This is a genomic window from Rhizobium sophorae, assembly GCF_013087515.1.
In the GTDB taxonomy this organism is placed as follows: Bacteria; Pseudomonadota; Alphaproteobacteria; order Rhizobiales; family Rhizobiaceae; genus Rhizobium; species Rhizobium sophorae.
On record NZ_JABFCN010000070.1, the window covers coordinates 55,853 to 76,740 of the forward strand.

Genomic DNA, 20,888 nt, shown 5'->3' on the forward strand with positions numbered 1-20,888 from the left:
ATGGGCAATTCCATTGGGAGCGGAAGCTCCCCGATGACGTCGTCGGCACATCCGGCACTCATCAATCGTTTCTTTTCCGGTAGCGCCTGGATCGAAGGCGCCGCTTTAAATCAACTCGACGAAATGTCCCGCCTGCCGGGCGTGTTGGAGATCGCCGCCTTTCCAGATCTGCACCCCGGAAAATATGGTGCGACCGGCGTGGCACTGTTGTCCTCTCGGCTGCACCCGCTGCTGATCGGCAACGATATCGGCTGCGGCATGTCGCTTTTCGGCCTGGATCTCCCGTTGCGCAAACTGAAGATCGACAGGGCGGCGGAGCGGCTTCGCCGGTTTGAAACGCAGGCGATCGGAAATGCGGCGGAACTTCTGACGGAGGCGGGTCTGTCCACCGATCTGACACCCGGTGCTCTCGGCACGATCGGCGGCGGCAATCATTTCTGCGAGTTGCAGGCTGTGGAGGAGCTCGCCGAAGGTGGATCTGCCGACGGTCTCGATGATCAGGGGCTTTATCTGCTGGTTCATTCCGGTTCGCGGTCTCTGGGCGCCACCGTATTCTCGGAGATGGCGGCCGCTCATTCGGGGCTCGCAGCCGGTCTTGATCCCGGTTCGGAGGCCGGCGCCGCCTGGCTTATGCGCCATGACCAGTGCGTTGCCTGGGCATCGTTGAACCGACGGCTGATCGCAGAGCGGGCGGCCGCAGCGCTTCATGCGGATCTGCGTCTCATCGCCGACGTGCCGCACAATCTCGTTCGCCCGTCCGATCGTGGGTTTGTGCACTACAAGGGTGCGGCGGCGGTCGTAAGCGGCGAACTCGCGCCGATTGCGGGATCTCGAGCGAGCCTCAGTTATGTGGTTCGTCCGAGCGCCGGCGTTGCCCGTTCGTTGGATGGCATCTCTCACGGGGCCGGTCGCAAATACGACCGCGCCACCATGCACGGGCGTGTCGGCCGCAACCGCTCCGAACGAGAACAGCTCTTGCGCAATTCCTGGGGCGGTATCGCCATCTGCGACGATCGCTCCCTTGTCGTCGAGGAGGCGGCATCCGCATACAAGGATGCCGGACAGGTGGTAACCGATCTGGAAAATGAGAGCCTGGTCGTGAAGCTTGCCAGCTTTCGGCCGCTTGTCACCTTCAAGAAGGCGGTTGATGAAGCGGAGGTTGAGCAGCGCCGGCGAAAACCCGAATATCGCAGGGAAGGAGGACGTGGCCATGAGCGCTATTGATCTTCTCGTTACCGCGGGCAACGGTCCGGTGGAATGCCGCATGGCTCTGTCGGCGCTTCTCGGCATCCTCGAGCGGGAGGCCGTTCGGCTCGGCTGCTCTTTCGAGACCAGCCTTGGTCCGATGCCGGACCAGCACGGCGCGAAGTCGGCGATCGTCAGCCTCAATGGTTTCGAGGCGGAGCAGATCGTCAGTGACTATTGCGGCACGATCCGCTTCACCTTCAAAAGCCAGGTGCGTCCGGGTCACAAGCGGCAGAACTGGTACGTCTCGGTTCAACGTATCGATACCAAACCGGAAGGCGGCGAGGTGACGATCGATCCAGCCGACCTGCGTTTCGAGACGCTGAGGGCCGGCGGACCGGGCGGGCAGCATCAGAATACGACCGACAGTGCTGTTCGTGTCCTGCATCGGCCGACCGGTCTCGTCGCGACGGCGCGCGACGAGCGTTCCCAGCACCGCAACAAAGCCCTGGCGCTCCGGCGTCTTGAGGCGATGTTGCGCCATATCGAGGCGGAGAAGCAGGAGGCTGCCAAATCCGGGCGCTTCATCGCCAACCGGACCATCGAGCGCGGCAACGAGGTCAAAACTTTCAAGCTGTAATCGGGAATAGCGTGCCCTGACTACAACAACAAACGGCGCCCTTTCGTGTAGGGCGCCGATTTCACTGGTCATGATCCGCCGAAGATTAAGGCGGCGTTGCGAATCCTTACTCCGCCGCTTGGCGGGCCATCGGGTTGTTGGGGTGCGTCGTCCAGTTGGCGTAGTTGGGGTCAACGACGCGACCGGTGCGTTTGTCGAGGGTACCGGCGGGAAGCTGCTCCATGGTGATGCAGTTCTCGACCGGGCAGACGCTGACGCAGAGATTGCAGCCGACGCATTCCTCGTCCATCACCTCGAAATGGCGAACGCCGTCGACGAAGTTGGTGATCGCCTGGTGCGAAGTATCCTCGCAGGCGATGTAGCAGCGGCCGCATTTGATGCAGGCGTCCTGGTCGATCTTCGCCTTGGCGATGTAGTTGAGGTTCAGATATTGCCAGTCGGTGACGTTGGGCACGGCGCGGCCGGTGATGTCGTCGAGGCTGCGGTGGCCCTTTTCGTCCATCCAGTCGGAAAGGCCAGTGATCATCTCCTGGACGATCTTGAAGCCGTAGGTCATCGCTGCGGTGCAGACCTGGACGTTGCCGGCGCCGAGAACGAGGAATTCGGCAGCGTCGCGCCAGGTGGTGATTCCGCCGATGCCGGAGATCGGCAGGCCGTAGGTTTCTGGATCGCGGGCGATCTCGGCCACCATGTTGAGCGCGATCGGCTTTACCGCCGGGCCGCAATAACCGCCATGGCTGCCCTTGCCGCCGACCGTCGGGTTGGGGGCGAAGTTGTCGAGATCGACGGAGACGATTGAGTTGATCGTGTTGATCAGCGACACGGCATCGGTACCGCCGGCCTTGGCAGCACGGGCGGGGCGGCGGACATCGGTGATGTTGGGCGTCAGCTTGGTGATGACGGGCATGCGGGTGTATTGCTTGCACCAGCGCACGACCATCTCGATATATTCCGGCACCTGGCCGACCGCCGAGCCCATGCCGCGCTCGGACATGCCGTGCGGACAGCCGAAATTGAGTTCGATGCCGTCGGCGCCGGTCTCTTCGACCAAGGGTAGGATCGCCTTCCAAGCCTCTTCCTCGCAGGGTACCATGATCGAGGCGATCAGTGCCCGGTCCGGCCAGTTCATCTTCACCTGCTTCATTTCCCGCAGGTTGGTGTAGAGGTCGCGGTCGGTGATGAGCTCGATATTGTTCAAACCGAGCAGGCGGCGGTCGGCGCCCCAGATCGCGCCGTAGCGCGGGCCGTTGACGTTGACGACGGGCGGGCCTTCCTCGCCCAGCGTCTTCCAGACCACGCCCCCCCAGCCGGCCTTGAAGGCGCGCTCGACGTTGTAGGCCTTGTCGGTCGGCGGCGCAGACGCCAGCCAGAACGGGTTCGGGGATTTGATGCCGACGAAATTATTACGGAGATCAGCCATTGTTCATTCTCCCTTCAAGCAACCGCGACAGCCGGAGCGGCTGCTGCGGTGAGGGCACGATGGATGGATTCAGCCGCGTCGCGACCGTGGGCGACGGCAGAAACCGTGAGATCGTCGCCGCCGAAAACGCAGTCGCCGCCGGCCCAGACGCCGTCAAGCGAGGTATGGCCTTCGCCATCGACGGCGATGCGGCCGGATTCCATGCGCAGCGAACCGAGACCAGAGGCGTCAAAGCTCTGACCGATCGCCTTGAAGATCTGGTCGGCGGCAATGACACCGGTTTCGCCGGTGCCGACGAGGCGGCCTTCGAGAATTCTCGTATATTCCACCTCGATGGCGGCGACTTTGCCGTCCTGCGACAGGATCGATTTCGGCGCCAGCCAATGGCGGATGATGACGCCCTTGGAGCTTGCCAGATCCTGTTCGAATTCGGAGGCGTTCATGTGCTCCTTGCCGCGGCGGTAGCAGATCGTTACCTCCTCGGCGCCGAGCAGCTTTGCCTGTACGGCAGCGTCGATCGCCGTCATGCCGCCGCCAAGGACGACGACGCGGCGGCCGATGGCGATGTCGCTTTTGTCTTCGGCCTGGCGGAGGGCCGCGATGAAATCGACGGCATCGTCGACGCCCGCAAGGTTTTCGCCCTCGATGCGCAGCGCGTTGACGCCGGCAAGGCCGATACCGAGGAAGACGCCGTCATATTGCGCCTGCAGATCGGAAATCGAAAAATCGTGGCCGAGACGCTGCCCATGCCGAACCTCGATGCCGCCGATCGAGAGGACGTAGTCGACTTCCTTCTGGGCGAAGTCGTCGACCGTCTTGTAAGTGGCGATACCGTATTCGTTGAGGCCGCCGGATTTTTCCCTGGCGTCATAGATGACGACGGAATGGCCTTTGACGGCCAGGCGATGGGCGGCGGCAAGTCCGGCTGGGCCTGCGCCGACAACGGCGATCGTCTTGCCGGTCGGTTCGGCCCTGGCATAGAATTGCTTGTCGGCCTGCATGGCGGCATCGGTGGCATAGCGCTGCAGACGGCCGATCTCGACCGGCCGCTCTTCAGCCGTGTTGCGGACACAGGCCTGTTCACAGAGTTCTTCGGTGGGACAGACGCGGGCGCACATGCCGCCGAGGATGTTCTGATCGAAGATCGTCTTTGCCGAGCCGATAGGATTGCCGGTCGAGATCTGGCGGATGAACAGCGGAATGTCGATCGAGGTGGGACAGGCCGTCATGCATGGCGCGTCATAACAGAAATAACAGCGGTCGGCGGCGACCAGCGCCTCATGGTTGTCGAGGCGTGGATGAAGATCGGAAAAATTTGCCTCATATTCGGCGGGCGAAAGCCGGCCGGCATGAATCCCGGTTTCCAGTCGTTCCATTGAAGTTCCCTCATTATTGGTAAACGGCCTGTGAGGGAATCGTAACTCAGGTTTAAAAATTTATCAAACGGTAAAATTTTGGCAATTTTGTTGCGCCTAGCGCACCCAAACCCTTGTTTTTATGAGGGAGAGGCAATTTTTTGGCAGCCCGTGCCTACAAAATAGCTGGGGCGAACAGCATCGGCGGGGCGTCCGAAAAAAGATTCAAAAAAGTCGAATTTTTTCGGATGGCAGGGAACCAAAGTTTGATGTCGCCGTTATTGCGATATCCGGATGGTGATCGCATCGACCCAACATGCGCGCCCCCAACCCACTATCCGGACGTACTCACGGTCCCCTCCCGGTGAGTGAAGACAGCCGGTGCGCCGCCCTCGCACCGGCTGTTTTTCCGTGTTCGGCTCCTGGCTTTTCACACGCGCTTGAAGATCTCGAATTCGCTTTCCGGAATGGTCAAACGATATTCGATGCGACCGGGAATGAGGTTCAACTCCGCTTTACCATTGACCGACGAGGGCACGACACGCTCCAGCACGGTGCGGCCGAAGCTGTTGTCGCTGAATTCGTGGACTTCTGCCTGATCATGCAGCACTTCCGCCCAGGCGATTTCGATCGCCTTCCTGTCGTTGATCATGGCTTCGCGGCAATTCAGCGTGATGGAGGCGGCACCGCCGGCAATCGCGCCAAAAGAGGCGGAGTTGACGATGAGTTCGTGGAGAGCGAGCCCGAGATGCACGGCGGCATTCGGCGTCAGATGAGCGTTGATGCCATAGATCGGCATGGAGCCGGCCGTCTCCGGCCAATAGGGGGCAAACTGCTTTTCGGCGAGTTCGAAGAGATAGGCGCCGCGCCAGCTCGAATCCGTGATCAGGTCCTGCGAGTTGGAAAGCGATTGCAGCCGTCCGCGGAACTTAAGGAGGAAGCTGTCGAGGGAGAGTGTGTTGCGCGCCGTTTGGGTGGCAATGCCCTGAATGATGGCGAGAAGGTTCTTCGAGCGGTGCGAGAGTTCGCGGAGCAGCGATTTCAGAACTTTTTCGCGATGCCGGCTCTCGGTGACTTCAGCCATGACGGAAAGAAGTCCATGCGCGCCGCGTTCGCCAGTACGCTGGATCTTCAGTTCATAGGTGCGCCTTTCGCCGTCGACGTCGATCTCGACTTCGGCATTGTTGGGGATGCCGGTTTCCAGCACCTTGTGCTTCAGCGCCGTCAGATATCGGCCGTGGGCATCGCCAAAGAGGACGGCGTCGCTGCCGCCAGGCGCAAAGAGCGCCGCAAAATGCGGCGGCAGATTTTCGGCGTAGAAGATCGAAAGCCGGGCGTCCTGGCAGAGGATTGAAATCCCGGCGCTGCCGAGCGCGCGTTCCATCATTTCGGCTTTGCCTTCGAAGGTGAAAGGCATGCCGGACAATGGTTCATTCGTATTCACTCGGCCGCCTTTCCTTGTGACATCTTGAACGTCGCTGAAGGGAGCGCCCTTCCAGACACCGCCTGTCAACTCTAGAACAAAGCGCTGCAAAAACCGTTAAAGCCACCGGAGCGTCCCGGTAGCACCGGAACGCCTGCTTTGGCGATTTGGTTCCGAAGGCCGGAAAATTGCGTCTCAGGCGGCCACTCTGGTCGATTCGTTGAAGAAAAGAGCTTGGCTGATCAGGGCCTTAACCATGTCGGGATTGAAGGGCTTGGTGACAAGGAAGGTCGGTTCCGGGCGCTCGCCGGTCAGCAGCCGTTCCGGGAAGGCGGTGATGAAAATCACCGGCACGCTCGACGTCTTGAGGATGTCGTTGACTGCGTCGATACCGGAGCTGCCATCGGCAAGCTGGATGTCGGCCAGCACCATGCTCGGCTTGGTCTTGTTGTAAAGTGCCACGGCCTCGGTATGCGTGCGGGCAATACCGGTGACGCGATGACCGAGGCTCTCGACCATCTGCTCGATATCCATGGCGATCAGCGGTTCGTCCTCGATGATCATGATATCGGTGGCGACCTGACGGGAAATCTCCTGCGACGCTACGTCGAGCAGGTGCATGACATCCTGTTCTTCGGTTTCCAGGATCTCGGCGATTTCGGCGACGCGGAAATTCTCCACGGAGGCGAGCAGGAAGGCCTGACGGGCACGCGGCGAAACTTTGGAAAGATTCAGCGTGGCGCGTTGCTCCCAGGCATAGGGCGAGGTTGGCTCCGGAATCTGGACTGCGGTGGAACCAAACAGCTGCGTGAACAGTTTGTAGAGTGCAACCCGGTCGTTCGCTGTATCCGGGAAAATCGACAGATCGGCTATGATAGCTTCGAGAACGGCGGCGACATAAGCGTCGCCTGAAGTCTGAGTGCCGGTAAGGGCGCGGGAATAGCGGCGCAGATAAGGAAGGTGCGGCGCAATCCGAGTAGAAAGTGTCATTAATGGGCTCCTGCATACAGGCCGGCATTGGCTTCAATGAGCGGTTAACGCCGCCTTGATAAAAAAGTTCCGGAACCGCAGGAACTTTTTTCGCTGCGCCGCATTATTCCAGCCGACGAAGAAAGGGCGTAGCGTTTTGACCCATGCAACGGCAAATGCCAGCGACATCGAGAATGGAACGTTTGATGTCAATGGTCGTGTTTGATCCCATCCACGCCCCCTAGAACAGGATGATTTTAGGCCGGGTCGGCCTAAAATCTGAATCCTGTTCTAAATTAGAAGGTTAGAGCATGATGTCGTCCGAAAACCGCTCCCACTTTTCGGCATCATGCTCTGGACAGACAACCGGCGAGAAGACGAATTGATGACTACACGCAAGAAAGAAGCAGCCGATCAGCGAAAGCTGGAGCTGCGGGCAAGCGACATCCTGGACCCGAACAACCAGATCGGCGTCAGGCTGCGGTCGCTGTATTCGGCCGCACAGGATGAGGCGATTCCCGATCGTTTTCTCGACCTTCTCGAAAAGCTCGACCATGCTGAAATGATGGCTTCTGCCAAGATGGCCGAATAGGATCGCTGCATGGAAGACAAATCGCAACCCAGCTTCAAGCGGGAACTGCTGGCGGCACTCCCAAGCCTTCGCGCTTTCGCGATCTCGCTCATCGGGCGGCACGACCGTGCCGACGATCTCGTCCAGGACACCATCATGAAAGCCTGGGCCAAACAGGATCATTTCGAGATGGGCACCAATATGAAGGCCTGGCTCTTTACGATCCTGCGCAACGAACTCTACAGCCAGATGCGCAAGAGCGGCCGCGAAGTGCAGGACAGCGACGGGCTGTTCACTGAATCGATGGCAATGCACCCTTCGCAATATGGCGCGCTCGATCTGCAGGACTTCAAGAAGGCGCTCGACCAGCTGCCGCCGGATCAACGCGAGGCGATCATCCTCGTCGGCGCCTCGGGTTTCTCCTACGAGGAGGCGGCCGAAATCTGCGGCTGCGCCGTGGGCACCATCAAGAGCCGCGTCAACCGGGCCCGTCAGCGGCTGCAGGAGTTGCTGCAGATATCAGGCGAGGCCGATTTCGGCCCCGACGCCACCTCGGCGCCGCTGACATCGAAGGCTTTCGCGTTCTGACAAGAGTTATATTCGGGAGGAAAGCCGGCCGCCCCTCGGGGCGCCGGTTTTTTTCGTTGAAGGGTAGGGAGAAGGACGGGCTCCACGGGATGGGACGGCCATTCGAGGCACTACCTCTCATCCTCATTCGTGCTTGTCCCAGGAATTCAGTGCGCCCAAGTCCTTGGGCGCGAAAGACTCTTTCCACTTGGTATTGGTTCATTCACGGCGCGGACACGCCGTGGCTGGATTCCTGTGACAAGCATTCAAATGAGGGAGGGGTCGGCGTCCTACCCCAATCCTGTGGTATGCAAACCCGCTCTTCTGCTCGTCGTTCTCAGAACGATCAGGAGAGCCAATGCCTCTTCAATCCTCGCGCTTTGACCCTACCAGATTGGCCGCGACGATTGCTGCCAGAACACCGGCAGTCAGGAGCGGCTGGGCGCGGATAAGACCGAGCCCGACCGTTGCCATCGATTCCAGCGCCGCACGGCGTTCACGGGCGCGGCGTGCTTCCCGGGTATTGATGATCGACATCGCCACCAAGGCGATGATGGCGATCAGCAGCGAGCCGGCAGCCAGGAAGAGGGCAGCGCCGACCGGACCGTACATGCCGGCAAGCCATATGGCGCCGGCGGTGACAGCCAATGCGTAGGCGGTGAGGAGGAAGAGGAAGGCAAGCGCAATGAAGATGCTATTGCGCTTGGCGCGCGCAACGGTCCGATGCACGCTTGCGCCCGTCAGCAGGCTAAGGATCGACAAGAGCATCGCGCTTCCTCAGCGCCGGGCGAGGAAGGCGATGGCAAGGCCGAAAACGGCAGCGGCGCCGATCGTTGCCAGCGGATGCTTGCGCACGGTCTCACGCATTTCGGTCGCGCCGCGCTCATAGCCGTGCTGCAATTCGCGTAGCAGATCCTCGCTACGGCCGAGCAGTTCCTCATAGCCGGCACCGGCCTGGCTGCGGATTTTTTCGCCCTGGTGGCGCGAACTCTTGCCGACGAGGCGTGTCAGTTCCGCGAGTTCGTCGCGAAGCGCCTCGACCTGCTCCTCGATGCCGGATTCCAAATTGTGGAAGGGCCCGTTGCGGCGGCTGCGGCCGGACTGGAAAATAGAATAGCTCATGGCTGTCTCCGTTGGCTGGGGCGCGCACAAGCCCGCCTATTTCGTACGAGGGTCACCACCGTCCGTTGCATGAATGATATCGCCCGGCATTGACCCAGATCACTGCCGACAACGTGCCGCACGATCAAAAGTTCCCGCCCGCGCGGTGCTCAGGGGCGGGAAACGGCGCTGTGGGCGAGCACGAAGGGCGTGTCGTCGGCCGGTACCTGGTTGATCCGTAGCGCGCAGCCGAACACCGAGAGCATTGTTTCGTTCGTCAGCACTTCACCGATGCTGCCGGCGGCGGCGAGGCGGCCGGATTTCATCAGCACGATGCGGTCGGCAAAGAGTGCGGTCAGGTTGAGATCGTGCATGACGGCGATGACGCCGCCGCCGCGTTCGCAGAAATTGCGGGCGAGCGTCATGATGGTCAGCTGGTGGCTGATGTCGAGGCTCGATACCGGCTCGTCGAGCAGCAGCCAGCAGGGCTTGCCGTCGACGACGGGCTCGGCGATCTGGCAGAGCACGCGGGCAAGCTGCACGCGCTGCTGCTCGCCGCCGGAGAGCTCCTGATAGAAACGGCCTTCGAAGCCGGTCAAGTCGACGGAAGCAAGCGCCGCCGCCGCTATCTGCTCGGCCTTGTCCGGATGCAGGTTGAGACCTGACGTCAGGCCCATGCGGACGATCTCGCGCACGGTAAAGGGAAAGGAGATCGCGCTTGCCTGCGGCAGCACGCCACGAATGGCGGCAAGCTGCCAGGGTTTCAGCCCCTTCACCTCATCGCCGCTGATGCGCACCGAGCCGCCATAGGCAAGTTCGCCGGAGATGGCTTTCATCGTCGTCGTCTTGCCGGAACCGTTCGGCCCGGCAATCGCCGTCAGCTCGCCGGCCTTTGCCGTAAGAGTGACGTCGCTGATGATGGCCTTGCCGGAAAGGCGCACGGAGACGCTTGAAACTTCGATCATCGCAATGTCACTCACGGGGGTCACTCACAGGGCAAGGCGCGAACGCTGCCGCAGCAGGATCCATAGGAAGAACGGGCCGCCGACCGCAGCGGTGATGATGCCGATCGGCAGCTCGGCCGGGGCGACCAAGGTGCGCGCCAGGACATCCGCGAAGATCAGCAGAGAGCCGCCGAGAAGAGCTGCGGCCGGCAGCAGGAAGCGATGGTCGGGGCCGATCGCCATGCGCAGGATATGCGGCACGACGATCCCGATGAAACCGATGCCGCCGCTGACGGCGACGGAAGCGCCGGTCGCCGCAGCGACACCGACGATCGCGACATTCTTCAGCCGCTGGACCGGAACGCCCATGTGAAAGGCGGCCGCCTCGCCGAGCGTGATGGCATTGAGGCCGCGAGCCATGAAGGGCAGGGTGGTGAAGGACAAGAGGATGATCGGGCTGGCGGCGGCGATCTTCGTCCATGTGGCGCCGGCAAGCGAGCCCATGCTCCAGAAGGTCAGGTCGCGCAACTGCTGGTCGTTGGCCATGTAGATCAGCAATCCCGTGATGGCGAGGGCGAGTGCGCCGAGCGCGATGCCGGCAAGCAACATCGTCGCCACCGAGGTCTGTCCGTGACGGGTGGCGATCCTGTAGAGCAGCAGCGTCGTGACGAGGCCGCCGCCGAAGGCCGCCGCCGGCAGAGCGTAGATACCGAGAAGCGCCTCGAGCGGAGCTGCGAGGCCTCCGCCGAGCACGATCATCACGACCGCGCCGAGGCTTGCGCCGGAGGAGACGCCGACGAGGCCGGGATCGGCCAGCGGATTGCGGAAGAGGCCCTGCATCACCGTGCCGGAAACGGCCAGCGAGGCGCCGATCAGGAAACCGAGGATCGCCCTGGGCAGGCGGATATCAAAGATGATGATCCGGTCACGTGTGCTGAGCGCCGCCTCGGAACCGGCCATGTTGCTGATGACGTCGAGGATCGAGGCATCCGAGGCGCCGGTCGTTACCGAAAACAGCATCGAAAAGACCGAGCCGACGACGAGCAGCGCGATCGCCAGCAAGGCGAGCCGCGTCCTGTCGCCCGCCTGCCTGATTTCGCGGATGTCCGCCATCGGGAATCGTCGCCTTTGTTCCATCATGGCTTGCGGCAGGGCCATGATCAGCCCGCGTAGATCGCCGTGTTGAGCTCACGCGCGGCGGCTGCGGTGCGCGGTCCGAAGCCGAGCAGGTAGACGCCATCCATTCGGATGATCGCTTTTTTCTCGCCTGCCGGCGTCAGCGCGATCGCCGGCTGAGCCAGCAGGTCCTCGTTCTTGGTACCGGCGCTGTCGCCGCGATTCATCATCAGGATGATGTCGGGTTTGGCTTCGATGATCGCCTCGTCCGTCAACGGCTTGTAGCCCGGGAATGCACCGACGGCGTTGATGGCGCCGGCGAGCTTGACGATGCCATCGGCGGCCGTGCCGGTGCCCGATGCCATGATCCGTCCGTTCTGGGCACTGAGGATGAAGAGAACACGCTTGCGCTCGGCCTCCGGGCGCTTTTCGGCATCGGCGATCACCGCGTCGAGATCGGCCGCGACCTTTTCCTCAAGCGCCTTCGCCTTGTCCGGCACGCCCAGCAACGTGCCGACGCGGTCGATCTTGGCGATGATGCCGTCGCGGGTAAAGGCGCTCGGCACGGTCTCGAAGGGCACGCTGGCGTTCTTCAGCACAGCCAGCGCTTCCTGCGGGCCTGAACCTTCGACGGCGATGATCGCCGTCGGGTTCATGGCGAGGATGCCTTCCGGTGAGAGCGCGCGCATGTAACCCACGTTCGGCAGCTTCAGCGCCGCCTCCGGATAGATGCTCGTCGTGTCGCGGGCTATCAGCCGGCTTTCCTCGCCGAGCGCATAGACGATCTCGGTGATATCGCCGCCGACCGAAACCAGGCGCGACGTGTCGAGCTTCTTTTCCTCGGCGTGGGCGGCGCGGATGAAGGCGAAGCCTTCGACTGCCGGCGCCGTCGGGATCAGCGGCAGCGCCATGACCGCCGCCGTCAGGGCCAGTTCCCAGGGGCGGATCCGGCGCAGATTGTTACGCATCGTCATCGTTGCGATCCTTATGCGGCCACACTTGCTGCCCGCGGCAGGTTTTCCACGATCTCGCGCCACTCGGCGCGTTCGTCGGAACCTTCCTTCCGCTTGCCGAAGAACTGGATGATCATCTCGCCGTCGGCATTGTAAGCCTCCAGCGAGGTGACGTGGCCGTCCGTGGTCGGCTTGCGTACGGCCCAGGTCTCGGCGATGTGATCCTGGCGCAGATGCAGGTGAAAGGTCGGGTCCATGATATTGATCCACGGACCCATCGGCTGCACGTTGAAGATCGGGCCGGAATGGATCTGGACGATGCCGTTATTGGCGACGAAGCACATGATCGGCAGGCCGGATTTCACCGAGGCATGCATCATGTCTGCCGTCGCGCTGTTGTCGAGCTTCCAGGCATAGTCGTCGCCGACGGTGCGCACGGCCGCCTGGCGGCCGATCTTCAGGCGCTTCAGCATGCCGAAGAAGTCGTGCGTATCGGTGAGCTTGCTCCAGTTGTCGCGCAGCTCGTCGCGGCTGACGTCGGCGGTTTCATCGACGGCACTTAGGGTCTCGGCCTCGATGAATTCCTGCGACTGGTCTTCCAGCTTCAACTCGGCGACGATCGCGTGATAGGCCTCGACATTCGAGCTCGGGCGCAGGTGCACCTTATGCACGGCGTTGCCCGCCTTGTCGAAATATTGCAGGCTGAGGCGCTCCTGATCGCCATCCTTCTTGGATACGGCGAAACCATGCTCCCAGCGGCTCGGGAAGATGCGCAGGTCGATATTCTCGCCGAGAACGATCGCGGCCTGCGCACCGCTCTTGATGTTTTCGAAGACACCGATCTTCTCGTGAACGGCACTTTCGTTGCGCGACAGCGCCATCACTTCGCCGAGGCCGGCCACGCGCTCGAGAAGCTTCAGCGCGCTGCCATCGATGCGCGTCACGCTGATGCCGGTTTCGGCGGCGATGAGGGCTGCTTCGGAAATCTTCAGCTGGGCGGCGATGTCACGCTCGCGCATCTTCGGATTCTCGGCGCGAAACGCACGGATTTCGGCTGGCGCCGGTCTTGTCTGTTCGGTCATGTCCTACCCTACTTATTGAGAATGAGCTTGCCCTGACGGGTGATCTTCAGGCGATAGACCAAGCCGTCGTGTCTAATCATGATCTCGTTCGTGCCGCGGAAAAGATCCGCGCTTTCGACGATCCGGTGCTGCGCCGCAGGCTCGCTCTGCAGCGGCACGTGTTTAAAGTTATCTGGCTTTTCAACCATCATTTCGGTTGGCAATTCCGTGAGGCCGGTGATCAGGGTCCCCGGTCGTGATGACAATTATCTTGACTTTCTTACTCATAGTTTTTTAAAGACGCAATAGGAGACTATTGTAGTCAAGTTTTTGAGATTGCTGATATGAGGCCGCCTGGCAGCGGTTCGCGACAATGGCGGAGAAGATGATGACGGTTAGGCTTGCGGCTGTTGCAGCCGGCATGGTGATGGCGGTTTCAGGCATATGCCAGGCGCAGGATGTGGCAACCGCCAAGCTGGATGTCGAACTCAACGCTCTGGCGCCATCGCAAAAGGGCTGCATGATGACTTTCGTCGCCGAGAACAATCTCCAGACCCCGATCAACAAGATCTCCTTCGAGCTCGCCTTCTTCAACGACAAGAATGCCGTCGACCGCATCACCGTGCTCGACTTCCGCGATCTGCCGCAGGGCAAGAAGCGCGTGCGCCAGTTCGATATGCCGAATGTGAAGTGCGAGACGGTCACGCGCATCATCATCAACGACACGCCGGTCTGCGACGGCCCGGCGGCGGGCGAATGCATGAAGGGTCTCGTCACCCGTTCACAGATTTCGGTTCCCTTCGAGGGCTAAGAATACGCCGGGAATGATTCCCGGCGGACATGTTTCAGGCTGTCCGAGGCATACAAATGGCAATTTCAGCGAAGACCAGATCGAGACAGGTGCTCATCGGGGAGCCGAACGCTGACGGCAGTCTGAACGACAACAACATGCATCCCGGCCACGAGCTTTCCGACCTGCGCAATGTGCAGCGTCAGCCGGCCGGCGAGGCGGTGGTCCACTATGCGCGTTTCGCGCAGATACCCTCCTTTCCCGATCATCCGGAGACCGCGTCGGCTGCTGTCGCCGCCGCGCCGCCGATGGATGCGGCGGTGGAAAAGCAGGAAGACGAGAAGAAGCCGGTGCGGCGACGGGTGGCGCTGACTTGTGTCGGATCGCTTTTTTTTCATACTGCACTAGCCGTCACGCTGTTCTTGGTCATACCCAAGCCTTCGGATGAAACGCTGATGGAGGCGGGCGAAGCGATCAGCGTCGTCATGCTCGGCAGTTCTGACGCCGATCAGAGCGCCGCTGGCGAGACCGAGGTGACCATCCAGCAAGAAATTGTTCCGGAAGCTGTCGAACCCGACACGGTCAAGCCAGTAGAAACAACGGAAATGCAGCCGGAGGCCGTCCAACCGGAAACTGTCCAGCCGACCGATGCAGAGCCGGTCGAAGCCGTTCAGCCCACGGAGGAAGTCACGCGTCAGTCAGCGGAGACGGTGACGACTGCGGAACCAGAGGTGCTGGTATCGGAAACTCCTGCGGAAACTTCAGTTGCGCAGCCAATGTCGACAGTGGTGCCGGAGCAACCCCCGGAGATGCCGGTATCCACCGAGCCACCCGTCGCAACCGCGATGCAATCCGAACCGGAAGAAATCAAGCCTGTTGAGACGGCCGCGATTTCTCCCGAGCCGGAGCCGCCTACAGAGATCGTCACGCCGCAGCCGAAACCGAAGTTGGAAAAGCCGGTAGAAAAGAAGCCGATCGAAAGAAGGAAGCCCCCGAAGAAGGCACAGGGTTCAGAGGGAGAGGCCAAACAGGAGTCACGCAGGGGCGCCGCGGACGGGCAGGCAGACGCCAATTCAGACAATAATTCACGCACGTCGGGCGGACGGAGTGGATCGGGCGGTGCATCCGAAGCCAATTACAAGGGCAAGATCGTCTCGCGACTGTTCCGTTGTGTTGACCGGATTGAATCGCGATATCGTCGCAATTCTGCATCCTTGAATGTCCGCATTACGATCAATCGCAACGGAGATGTCACCGCATCAGGCCTTGTCCGAGGTTCGGGCTTGGCCGAGGTGGATGGCGCTGTTTTGTCCCGGATCGCTTCCTGTAATCTTCCTGCTATGCCGGATGACTGGGCCGGATCCTCGCGCTCGTACAGTTTTCCTGTTCAAGTCACCGCTCGATAAATATGATAAAAACAATCAACTTTATACTTTACTCTAAAAATCAAGTTTAATAAGGTCCACCCGCACACGCAGGAATCGTGTGACGATCAACGAGCGAACGGGTGGCATATGGCTCGCAAGGGCAAGAAGGGTTCGAACCGGGAGGTCCGCGATAGCGTGGGCGAAGACGCTGGTCAGGCATCCCTCGGACCGTCCAAACTGGATGGCCGCAGTTTCCTTTATGTTGGCGGTCGTGACTGCCAGGTGGCGCATCTTCGTCAGATCGCCAGCAATTTCGGCGCTGAGCTCATCCACCATGATGGCGGTCTGCGCGAAGCGGTTTCCCGCATCGATACTCTGCTTCCCTCGGTCGACTGCGTCTTCTGCCCTATCGACTGTATCAGCCACGATGCCTGCCTGCGTGTGAAGACCGGCTGCAAGAAGTTCAGCAAGACCTTCATCCCGCTTCGCAACGGCAGCAAGTCCAGCCTGGAGCGTGCGCTGCAGACGATGAACGAACGAGACAATTCCCGATGAACGACCAGCGCCCCGACGGCTTCACCATGATCGGCCTGCATAAGCTCGCCGCGCAGACAGGCGAGGGCCTCGTGCCCGAACTCTACGAACTTTTCCAGCAGCATGCCGAACGCCAGCAGATCTACCAGAATGTGACGCTGTTCCCGACCTGGGAAGCGCGCATGCCCGGGGAAGCGACAACAAGACCGCTTGGCCCAGCAGCGGCAAACGGCGATAATGTTCTCGCCTTTCCCTTGCGTTCTGCAAGGGCGGGCAAGAGGAAAGCGTAGGGAGATGCCATGTATATCGCAATGAACCGCTTCAAGGTTGCAACCGGCAGCGAAGGTGATTTCGAGACGGTCTGGCGCAATCGCGATTCCAGCCTGCCCGAGGTGCCCGGTTTCGTCGAATTCCGCCTGCTGCGCGGCAAGGCCAACGAAGAGGAGGGCTATACGCTCTATTCCTCGCATACGGTCTGGAAAAGCGAAGCCGATTTTCAGAACTGGACGAAGTCCGAGAGCTTTCGCGCGGCCCACCGCAATGCCGGCGATCACAAGGCGATCTACAAGGGGCCGCCGGTCTTCGAGGGTTTCAACGTGGTCGACGGCATTTGATTGCGATTGAATCAGCCCTCACTCTTCTGTTCGTATGAGACTTGGCTCCTTCTTCTCCCCAGCGGGGAGAAGGTGGCCCGAAGGGTCGGATGAGGGGGGCACACGGCACGCCCTTCACATTGCACTTCGCTTCCGCTCAGCGCATAGCGGCTTTGCCGCTCACCCCCTCATCTGCCTGCCGGCATCGACCAGGGTCGAGCCGCGGGTCTCGACCCGTCCTTCGGACCCCCGCTGGGGGAGAAGCGGATTCGTGGCAGCGCCGTGCCTCTCTTCAGCCGGTGATGAATTGGTCGTGAGCTTGCTACGTGTGTTCAAGTCCTGACCCGGAAGACGGCGCCTGCCGCAATGGCCAGCCAGCCAAGCATCATCGCCCAGCCGCCGGTCGGCGCGGCGTAGGGGAAGAGGCCGGAGCCGGAAAAGCGCAGGGTGACGAGATCGCCCGCAAAAAGCAGCGTTCCGACAATCATCAGCAAACCGGCCAGCCAGGCGGTTCTGAGCCTGACGTTGCCGAGAGCCAATGCCAGCAGGGCAGGGGCGTGGGCAAGGCACATGGCAGATGCGGATGCCGCAAGATTGGCCTCGCCGCCGCCATGGGCAGCGAGGGCGGCAAGCGCCACGCCGGCTACGCCAAACAGGCCGGCGAAGAGATAGAGCACCGGCTCCAGACGCGCGTTCAAGCTCATGGTCAATCCTTATCGTCAGGGGGCCTTGTCGTCGGGGGCCTTGTTCTGCATGTGATAGGCGAGCCGTTCCACCGGCGCCCAAATGAGATCGCGCAATACTTGGCTTGATATCGTCTCGTCCATGGCGCGGCGGAAGCAGAGCAGCCATTCGTCGCGCTCGACAGGGCCGATCTCGGCGACGAAATGGCGGCTGCGTAGGCGCGGATGGCCGCGCTTGTCGGTATAGAGCGGCGGGCCGCCGAGATAACCGCTCATATATTCGTAGAATTTCTCTTCGCTGCCCACAAGGCTCGGCGGGTGCACGGCGCGCACGTTTCCCGCCTCCGGCAAGCTGTCCATCAGTTCGTAGAAACGGTGCGTCAGCGCCCGCACGGCAGGATCGCCGCCGATTGCCTGATATAAGGTGGTGACCTTCTCCGTCACGAAACCATCCCCGATCCCATCACCATTACTCGACATTCCCCCGGCCCCTTCATGCACCGGTCGGAAAATGATCGCAACTGTCATCAAGGTGCCGCGGCATTTCGCGCATTATGCAGGACAGCAGGGGTTTCGGCCGATTCTCCTTGACAAAACCGTCCGGACGGTATCTTTTATCTGCATGTCGAACGCTCATCATCGCAAGAAACAGCCCGTGCTCGTGCGCCAGCAGTTGCTGGAGGTCGCCGCGCGCCTTGCTGCCAGCGACGGCATGGCGGCCGTCACGCTCGATGCGGTTTCCGCCGCGTCCAGCGTCAGCAAGGGCGGGCTGCTGCATCACTTTCCAACGAAGAATGCGTTGCTCGATGCCCTGTTCGAGAGCCTGCTCGAAAAGTTCGACGCCGATATAGAGGAACTGATGCGCGGCGATCCGCTGCCGCAGGGCCGCTTCACCCGCGCCTATCTCAGGGCAGTGTCCGGTCTCAAGGAACGGCCCGACGATTCCAGGAGCTGGACGCAGGTAACGATCGCGCTTCTTGCAGAACCCCGGCTGCGTCTTCGCTGGCGCCAATGGGTGCAGGCACGGGCCGAGGAATATATCGGCACCGATTCCTCCCTCGACGCACAAGTCGTGCGTTTCGCCGCCGACGGACTTTGGTTCGCAGATACGTTGGAAAGCCATGACATCAACGGCGTTCTGAGGCGGGATCTCATCGATCGCCTTGTCGAACTGACCGGCAAGTAATTCGAAAAGGAATTCGCCATGAGCCAGGCCGCCGTCTACGGGCTGCTGTTTGCGGCCATCGTGCTCGAGGTCATCGGCACGACCGCCCTGCAACTGTCGCAGCAGTTCACCCGCATCGGGCCGACGGCACTCGTCGTCGCCTGTTATGCGGCCGCCTTCTATTGCCTGTCGTTGACGCTGAAAAGCATCCCCGTCGGTATCGCTTATGCAATTTGGAGCGCTTTGGGAATCGTACTGATTTCCTCGGTCGGCCTGGTGTTCTTCAGGCAGCGCCTCGACCTGCCGGCAATCGTCGGGCTCGGGCTGATCATATCCGGAGTTTTGGTCGTCAATCTGTTCTCGAAATCGGTTTCACATTGATATTGCTGTGATATTGCCAGGCGGGTTTTCTGTCTTCGGCCAGCAAATTTTCCCCTTTGTCAAAATACTGACAAAGGTCTATGTGTTCCTTGGACGTGGAGGAGACGAGGCGCAGCCAGCGCCGTTTTCCAAAGCGCTTTGAATTCTTCTGCTTTCCCGCCTATCGAGACTTCCAGGTTCTACAGGAGCACAGCATGGCCATTCGCACCGTCGTCTGGGGAGAGAATATCCACGAGAATAGCAATGAGATCGTCCGGGGGATCTATCCCGAAGGCATGCACACGACGATCGCCAATGCGCTGAACACCGATCCAAGTATCTCGGCGACGACAGCGACGCTGCAGGAGCCGGAACACGGCCTCAGCGAAGCCCGCCTTGCCGAAACCGACGTCTTGACCTGGTGGGGCCACAAGGATCACGGCGCGGTCTCCGGCGTCGTCGTCGAGCGTGTTGCCAAGCGCGTCTGGGAAGGCATGGGCCTGCTGGTGCTGCATTCCGGCCATTTCTCCAAGATCTTCAAACGGCTGATGGGCACGCCCTGCGCGCTGAAATGGCGCGAGGCGGGCGAGCGCGAGCGTCTGTGGACGATCAACCAACGCCATCCGATCGCCGCCGGCATCGGCGAGCATTTCGAGCTTGAGAACGAGGAAATGTACGGCGAGCAGTTTTCGGTGCCGGAACCGCTCGAAACGGTGTTCATCTCCTGGTTCCAGGGCGGCGAAGTGTTCCGCTCGGGCCTGACCTGGCGCCGTGGCGCCGGCAACATCTTCTATTTCCGCCCGGGCCACGAGACCTATCCGACCTATCACGACGTCAATGTCCAGAAGGTGCTGATCAACGGCGTGAAGTGGGCATATAACCCTGAGGGGTCGTTGACTGGTATCACCGACGCTCCAAATGTCCCGGTAGAAAAAGCACTGGAGCCGATCGTCGAACGCGGCCCGAGACTGCACCAGGCCGGCGAAGCCGGTTACCGCTGAGGAGCATCCATGCGACTACTCGTTCTTGGTACGGGGGTGATGGCGAAAAACCAGCTCGCCCGCTTCCCCCTCATCGACGGCGTGACGGTGGTCGGCGCCGTCGACACCGATCCCGAGCGGCTTTCGGCCTTCGCCGATAAGTTCAACATCGAAAAGAGGTTTCTTTCCCTGGAGGAGGCGATCGCCTGGGGTGAATTCGATGCGGCGACGAACGTCACGCCCGACCGAATCCATCACCCGACGACGATGGCGCTGATTGCCGCGGGCAAGCATGTGTTCTGCGAAAAGCCGCTGGCGGAGAACTACGCAAAGGCGCTGGAGATGACGGAGGCGGCAGAAAAGGCCGGCGTCATCAACATGGTCAACCTCACCTATCGCAACGTCGCGCCGCTGCAGCGCGCCCGCGAGATGGTGCTCGCCGGCGAACTCGGCACGATCAGGCACGTGGAAGCTTCCTATCTCCAGAGCTGGCTGGTGTCGCGTGCCTGGGGCGATTGGCGCACGGAATCGACCTGGCTATGGCGGCTTTCCACCGGCCACGGCTCGAACGGCGTGCTCGGCGATGTCGGCATCCATATTCTCGATTTCGCCGCCTATGGCGCGGCGACCGACATCGACCACGTCTTTGCGCGGCTGAAGACCTTCAACAAGGCGCCGGGCGGCCAGATCGGCGAATATCTGCTCGATGCCAATGACAGCTTCACCATGTCCGTCGATTTCGCCAATGGCGCGCTCGGCGTCATCCATGCCAGCCGCTGGGCGACAGGGCATCTGAACGAGCTGAAGCTGCGCATCTATGGCGAGAGGGGCAGCCTCGAGGTCATCCATCGTCCCAGCGGTTCCGAGCTGCATGGCTGCCTCGGCGAGGGTGTCGAAACTGCCACCTGGACGCAGATCGAAGTTGAACCGGTGGCGACCAACTACCAGCGTTTTGCCGAGGCCGTGGCAAGCGGCATCCAGCCGGACCCGAATTTCCGCCACGCCGCCAACCTGCAGAAGGTGCTCGACCTTGCGATGGTGACCGAGCGCGAGCGGCGCGAGTTGAAGGTCTGATCCTGCTTCACTGACAAGCCGCCGTTTCGACGGCGGT

The 20,888-nt window shown here is 61.2% G+C and carries 26 protein-coding genes; 13 read left to right on the forward strand and 13 right to left on the reverse strand.

The window, feature by feature from the left end:
* Both G9X64_RS34375 and prfH read left to right on the forward strand, forming a co-directional pair.
* Positions 1–1,224 carry an RNA ligase RtcB family protein gene (locus G9X64_RS34375; protein WP_168309327.1) on the forward strand — a complete coding sequence of 408 codons (1,224 nt, stop codon included), beginning with the start codon at positions 1–3 and terminating at the stop codon, positions 1,222–1,224.
* Positions 1,211–1,825, forward strand: coding sequence for a peptide chain release factor H (gene prfH / locus G9X64_RS34380; RefSeq protein WP_168309328.1), 615 nt, complete (start codon positions 1,211–1,213; stop codon positions 1,823–1,825). The genes G9X64_RS34375 and prfH overlap by 14 nt, the downstream gene beginning before the upstream one ends.
* 106 nt (positions 1,826–1,931) lie before the next feature.
* On the opposite strand, the gene preA is transcribed toward prfH, so the two are convergent.
* The 4 genes from preA to G9X64_RS34400 form a co-directional block, all read right to left on the reverse strand.
* Entirely contained in the window at positions 1,932–3,245 is a 1,314-nt protein-coding gene (gene preA / locus G9X64_RS34385; protein ID WP_168309329.1) for an NAD-dependent dihydropyrimidine dehydrogenase subunit PreA, read from the reverse strand.
* Positions 3,246–3,259: 14 nt separating this feature from the next.
* Positions 3,260–4,621 (reverse strand): NAD(P)-dependent oxidoreductase, encoded by a 1,362-nt coding sequence (locus G9X64_RS34390; RefSeq protein ID WP_171378337.1) that lies wholly within the window; start codon positions 4,619–4,621, stop codon positions 3,260–3,262.
* Between the two features lie 409 nt (positions 4,622–5,030).
* Positions 5,031–6,026: a sensor histidine kinase gene (locus tag G9X64_RS34395; protein WP_171378370.1), complete on the reverse strand. Its 996-nt coding sequence runs from the start codon at positions 6,024–6,026 to the stop codon at positions 5,031–5,033.
* Positions 6,027–6,218: 192 nt separating this feature from the next.
* Entirely contained in the window at positions 6,219–7,013 is a 795-nt protein-coding gene (locus G9X64_RS34400; RefSeq protein ID WP_168309331.1) for a response regulator, read from the reverse strand.
* Between the two features lie 364 nt (positions 7,014–7,377).
* Here G9X64_RS34400 and G9X64_RS34405 point away from each other — a divergent pair, with 364 nt between their 5' ends.
* Both G9X64_RS34405 and G9X64_RS34410 read left to right on the forward strand, forming a co-directional pair.
* Entirely contained in the window at positions 7,378–7,584 is a 207-nt protein-coding gene (locus G9X64_RS34405; RefSeq protein ID WP_003542250.1) for a NepR family anti-sigma factor, read from the forward strand.
* Between the two features lie 9 nt (positions 7,585–7,593).
* The gene (locus G9X64_RS34410; RefSeq protein WP_003542247.1) at positions 7,594–8,151 is read left to right on the forward strand and encodes an RNA polymerase sigma factor; all 558 of its coding nucleotides are present in this window, start codon (positions 7,594–7,596) and stop codon (positions 8,149–8,151) included.
* Between the two features lie 345 nt (positions 8,152–8,496).
* Here G9X64_RS34410 and G9X64_RS34415 read toward each other — a convergent pair whose 3' ends face one another.
* From G9X64_RS34415 to hemP, 7 genes are all read right to left on the reverse strand, one after another.
* Positions 8,497–8,898 carry a hypothetical protein gene (locus G9X64_RS34415; RefSeq protein WP_168309332.1) on the reverse strand — a complete coding sequence of 134 codons (402 nt, stop codon included), beginning with the start codon at positions 8,896–8,898 and terminating at the stop codon, positions 8,497–8,499.
* A gap of 9 nt (positions 8,899–8,907) precedes the next feature.
* Entirely contained in the window at positions 8,908–9,252 is a 345-nt protein-coding gene (locus G9X64_RS34420) for an ElaB/YgaM/YqjD family protein (RefSeq protein ID WP_168309333.1), read from the reverse strand.
* A 149-nt stretch (positions 9,253–9,401) separates the two neighbouring features.
* Entirely contained in the window at positions 9,402–10,196 is a 795-nt protein-coding gene (locus G9X64_RS34425) for a heme ABC transporter ATP-binding protein (RefSeq protein ID WP_168309476.1), read from the reverse strand.
* A gap of 24 nt (positions 10,197–10,220) precedes the next feature.
* Positions 10,221–11,333: a FecCD family ABC transporter permease gene (locus G9X64_RS34430; protein ID WP_168309334.1), complete on the reverse strand. Its 1,113-nt coding sequence runs from the start codon at positions 11,331–11,333 to the stop codon at positions 10,221–10,223.
* 2 nt (positions 11,334–11,335) lie between these two features.
* Positions 11,336–12,265 (reverse strand): heme/hemin ABC transporter substrate-binding protein, encoded by a 930-nt coding sequence (locus G9X64_RS34435; RefSeq protein ID WP_168309335.1) that lies wholly within the window; start codon positions 12,263–12,265, stop codon positions 11,336–11,338.
* 11 nt (positions 12,266–12,276) lie between these two features.
* On the reverse strand, positions 12,277–13,326 hold the full coding sequence (locus G9X64_RS34440) for a hemin-degrading factor (RefSeq protein ID WP_168309336.1): 1,050 nt from the start codon (positions 13,324–13,326) through the stop codon (positions 12,277–12,279).
* 8 nt (positions 13,327–13,334) lie between these two features.
* Positions 13,335–13,517 carry a hemin uptake protein HemP gene (hemP, locus tag G9X64_RS34445; RefSeq protein ID WP_012758649.1) on the reverse strand — a complete coding sequence of 61 codons (183 nt, stop codon included), beginning with the start codon at positions 13,515–13,517 and terminating at the stop codon, positions 13,335–13,337.
* A gap of 176 nt (positions 13,518–13,693) precedes the next feature.
* On the opposite strand from hemP, the gene G9X64_RS34450 reads away from it, so the two are divergent.
* The 5 genes from G9X64_RS34450 to hmuQ all read left to right on the forward strand — a co-directional run bounded on the left by G9X64_RS34450 (position 13,694) and on the right by hmuQ (position 16,610).
* Positions 13,694–14,116, forward strand: a complete 423-nt coding sequence (locus G9X64_RS34450; RefSeq protein ID WP_168309477.1) for a hypothetical protein — start codon at positions 13,694–13,696, stop codon at positions 14,114–14,116.
* Positions 14,117–14,172: 56 nt separating this feature from the next.
* On the forward strand, positions 14,173–15,501 hold the full coding sequence (locus tag G9X64_RS34455; protein WP_168309337.1) for a TonB C-terminal domain-containing protein: 1,329 nt from the start codon (positions 14,173–14,175) through the stop codon (positions 15,499–15,501).
* 108 nt (positions 15,502–15,609) lie between these two features.
* Complete coding sequence (locus tag G9X64_RS34460) at positions 15,610–16,017, forward strand: DUF2325 domain-containing protein (protein WP_168309338.1); 408 nt, start codon at positions 15,610–15,612, stop codon at positions 16,015–16,017.
* The gene (locus G9X64_RS34465; RefSeq protein WP_003542206.1) at positions 16,014–16,286 is read left to right on the forward strand and encodes a hypothetical protein; all 273 of its coding nucleotides are present in this window, start codon (positions 16,014–16,016) and stop codon (positions 16,284–16,286) included. Before G9X64_RS34460 ends, G9X64_RS34465 begins: the two co-directional genes overlap by 4 nt.
* Before the next feature lie 9 nt (positions 16,287–16,295).
* Entirely contained in the window at positions 16,296–16,610 is a 315-nt protein-coding gene (hmuQ, locus tag G9X64_RS34470; RefSeq protein ID WP_027663899.1) for a heme-degrading protein HmuQ, read from the forward strand.
* Positions 16,611–16,921: 311 nt separating this feature from the next.
* Here hmuQ and G9X64_RS34475 read toward each other — a convergent pair whose 3' ends face one another.
* Both G9X64_RS34475 and G9X64_RS34480 read right to left on the reverse strand, forming a co-directional pair.
* Positions 16,922–17,293: a DUF423 domain-containing protein gene (locus G9X64_RS34475; RefSeq protein ID WP_168309339.1), complete on the reverse strand. Its 372-nt coding sequence runs from the start codon at positions 17,291–17,293 to the stop codon at positions 16,922–16,924.
* A 15-nt stretch (positions 17,294–17,308) separates the two neighbouring features.
* Positions 17,309–17,716, reverse strand: coding sequence for a group II truncated hemoglobin (locus G9X64_RS34480; protein WP_168309478.1), 408 nt, complete (start codon positions 17,714–17,716; stop codon positions 17,309–17,311).
* Positions 17,717–17,894: 178 nt separating this feature from the next.
* Between G9X64_RS34480 and G9X64_RS34485 the strand changes: the two genes are divergently transcribed.
* The 4 genes from G9X64_RS34485 to G9X64_RS34500 all read left to right on the forward strand — a co-directional run bounded on the left by G9X64_RS34485 (position 17,895) and on the right by G9X64_RS34500 (position 20,851).
* A complete protein-coding gene (locus G9X64_RS34485) occupies positions 17,895–18,458 on the forward strand; it encodes a TetR/AcrR family transcriptional regulator (protein ID WP_062943536.1) in 564 nt (187 codons plus the stop codon).
* 18 nt (positions 18,459–18,476) lie between these two features.
* Positions 18,477–18,818: an SMR family transporter gene (locus tag G9X64_RS34490; RefSeq protein WP_168309340.1), complete on the forward strand. Its 342-nt coding sequence runs from the start codon at positions 18,477–18,479 to the stop codon at positions 18,816–18,818.
* Between the two features lie 194 nt (positions 18,819–19,012).
* Positions 19,013–19,798, forward strand: a complete 786-nt coding sequence (locus G9X64_RS34495) for a ThuA domain-containing protein (protein ID WP_171378338.1) — start codon at positions 19,013–19,015, stop codon at positions 19,796–19,798.
* Between the two features lie 9 nt (positions 19,799–19,807).
* Positions 19,808–20,851: a Gfo/Idh/MocA family protein gene (locus tag G9X64_RS34500; RefSeq protein ID WP_168309342.1), complete on the forward strand. Its 1,044-nt coding sequence runs from the start codon at positions 19,808–19,810 to the stop codon at positions 20,849–20,851.
* Positions 20,852–20,888 lie beyond the last annotated feature (37 nt).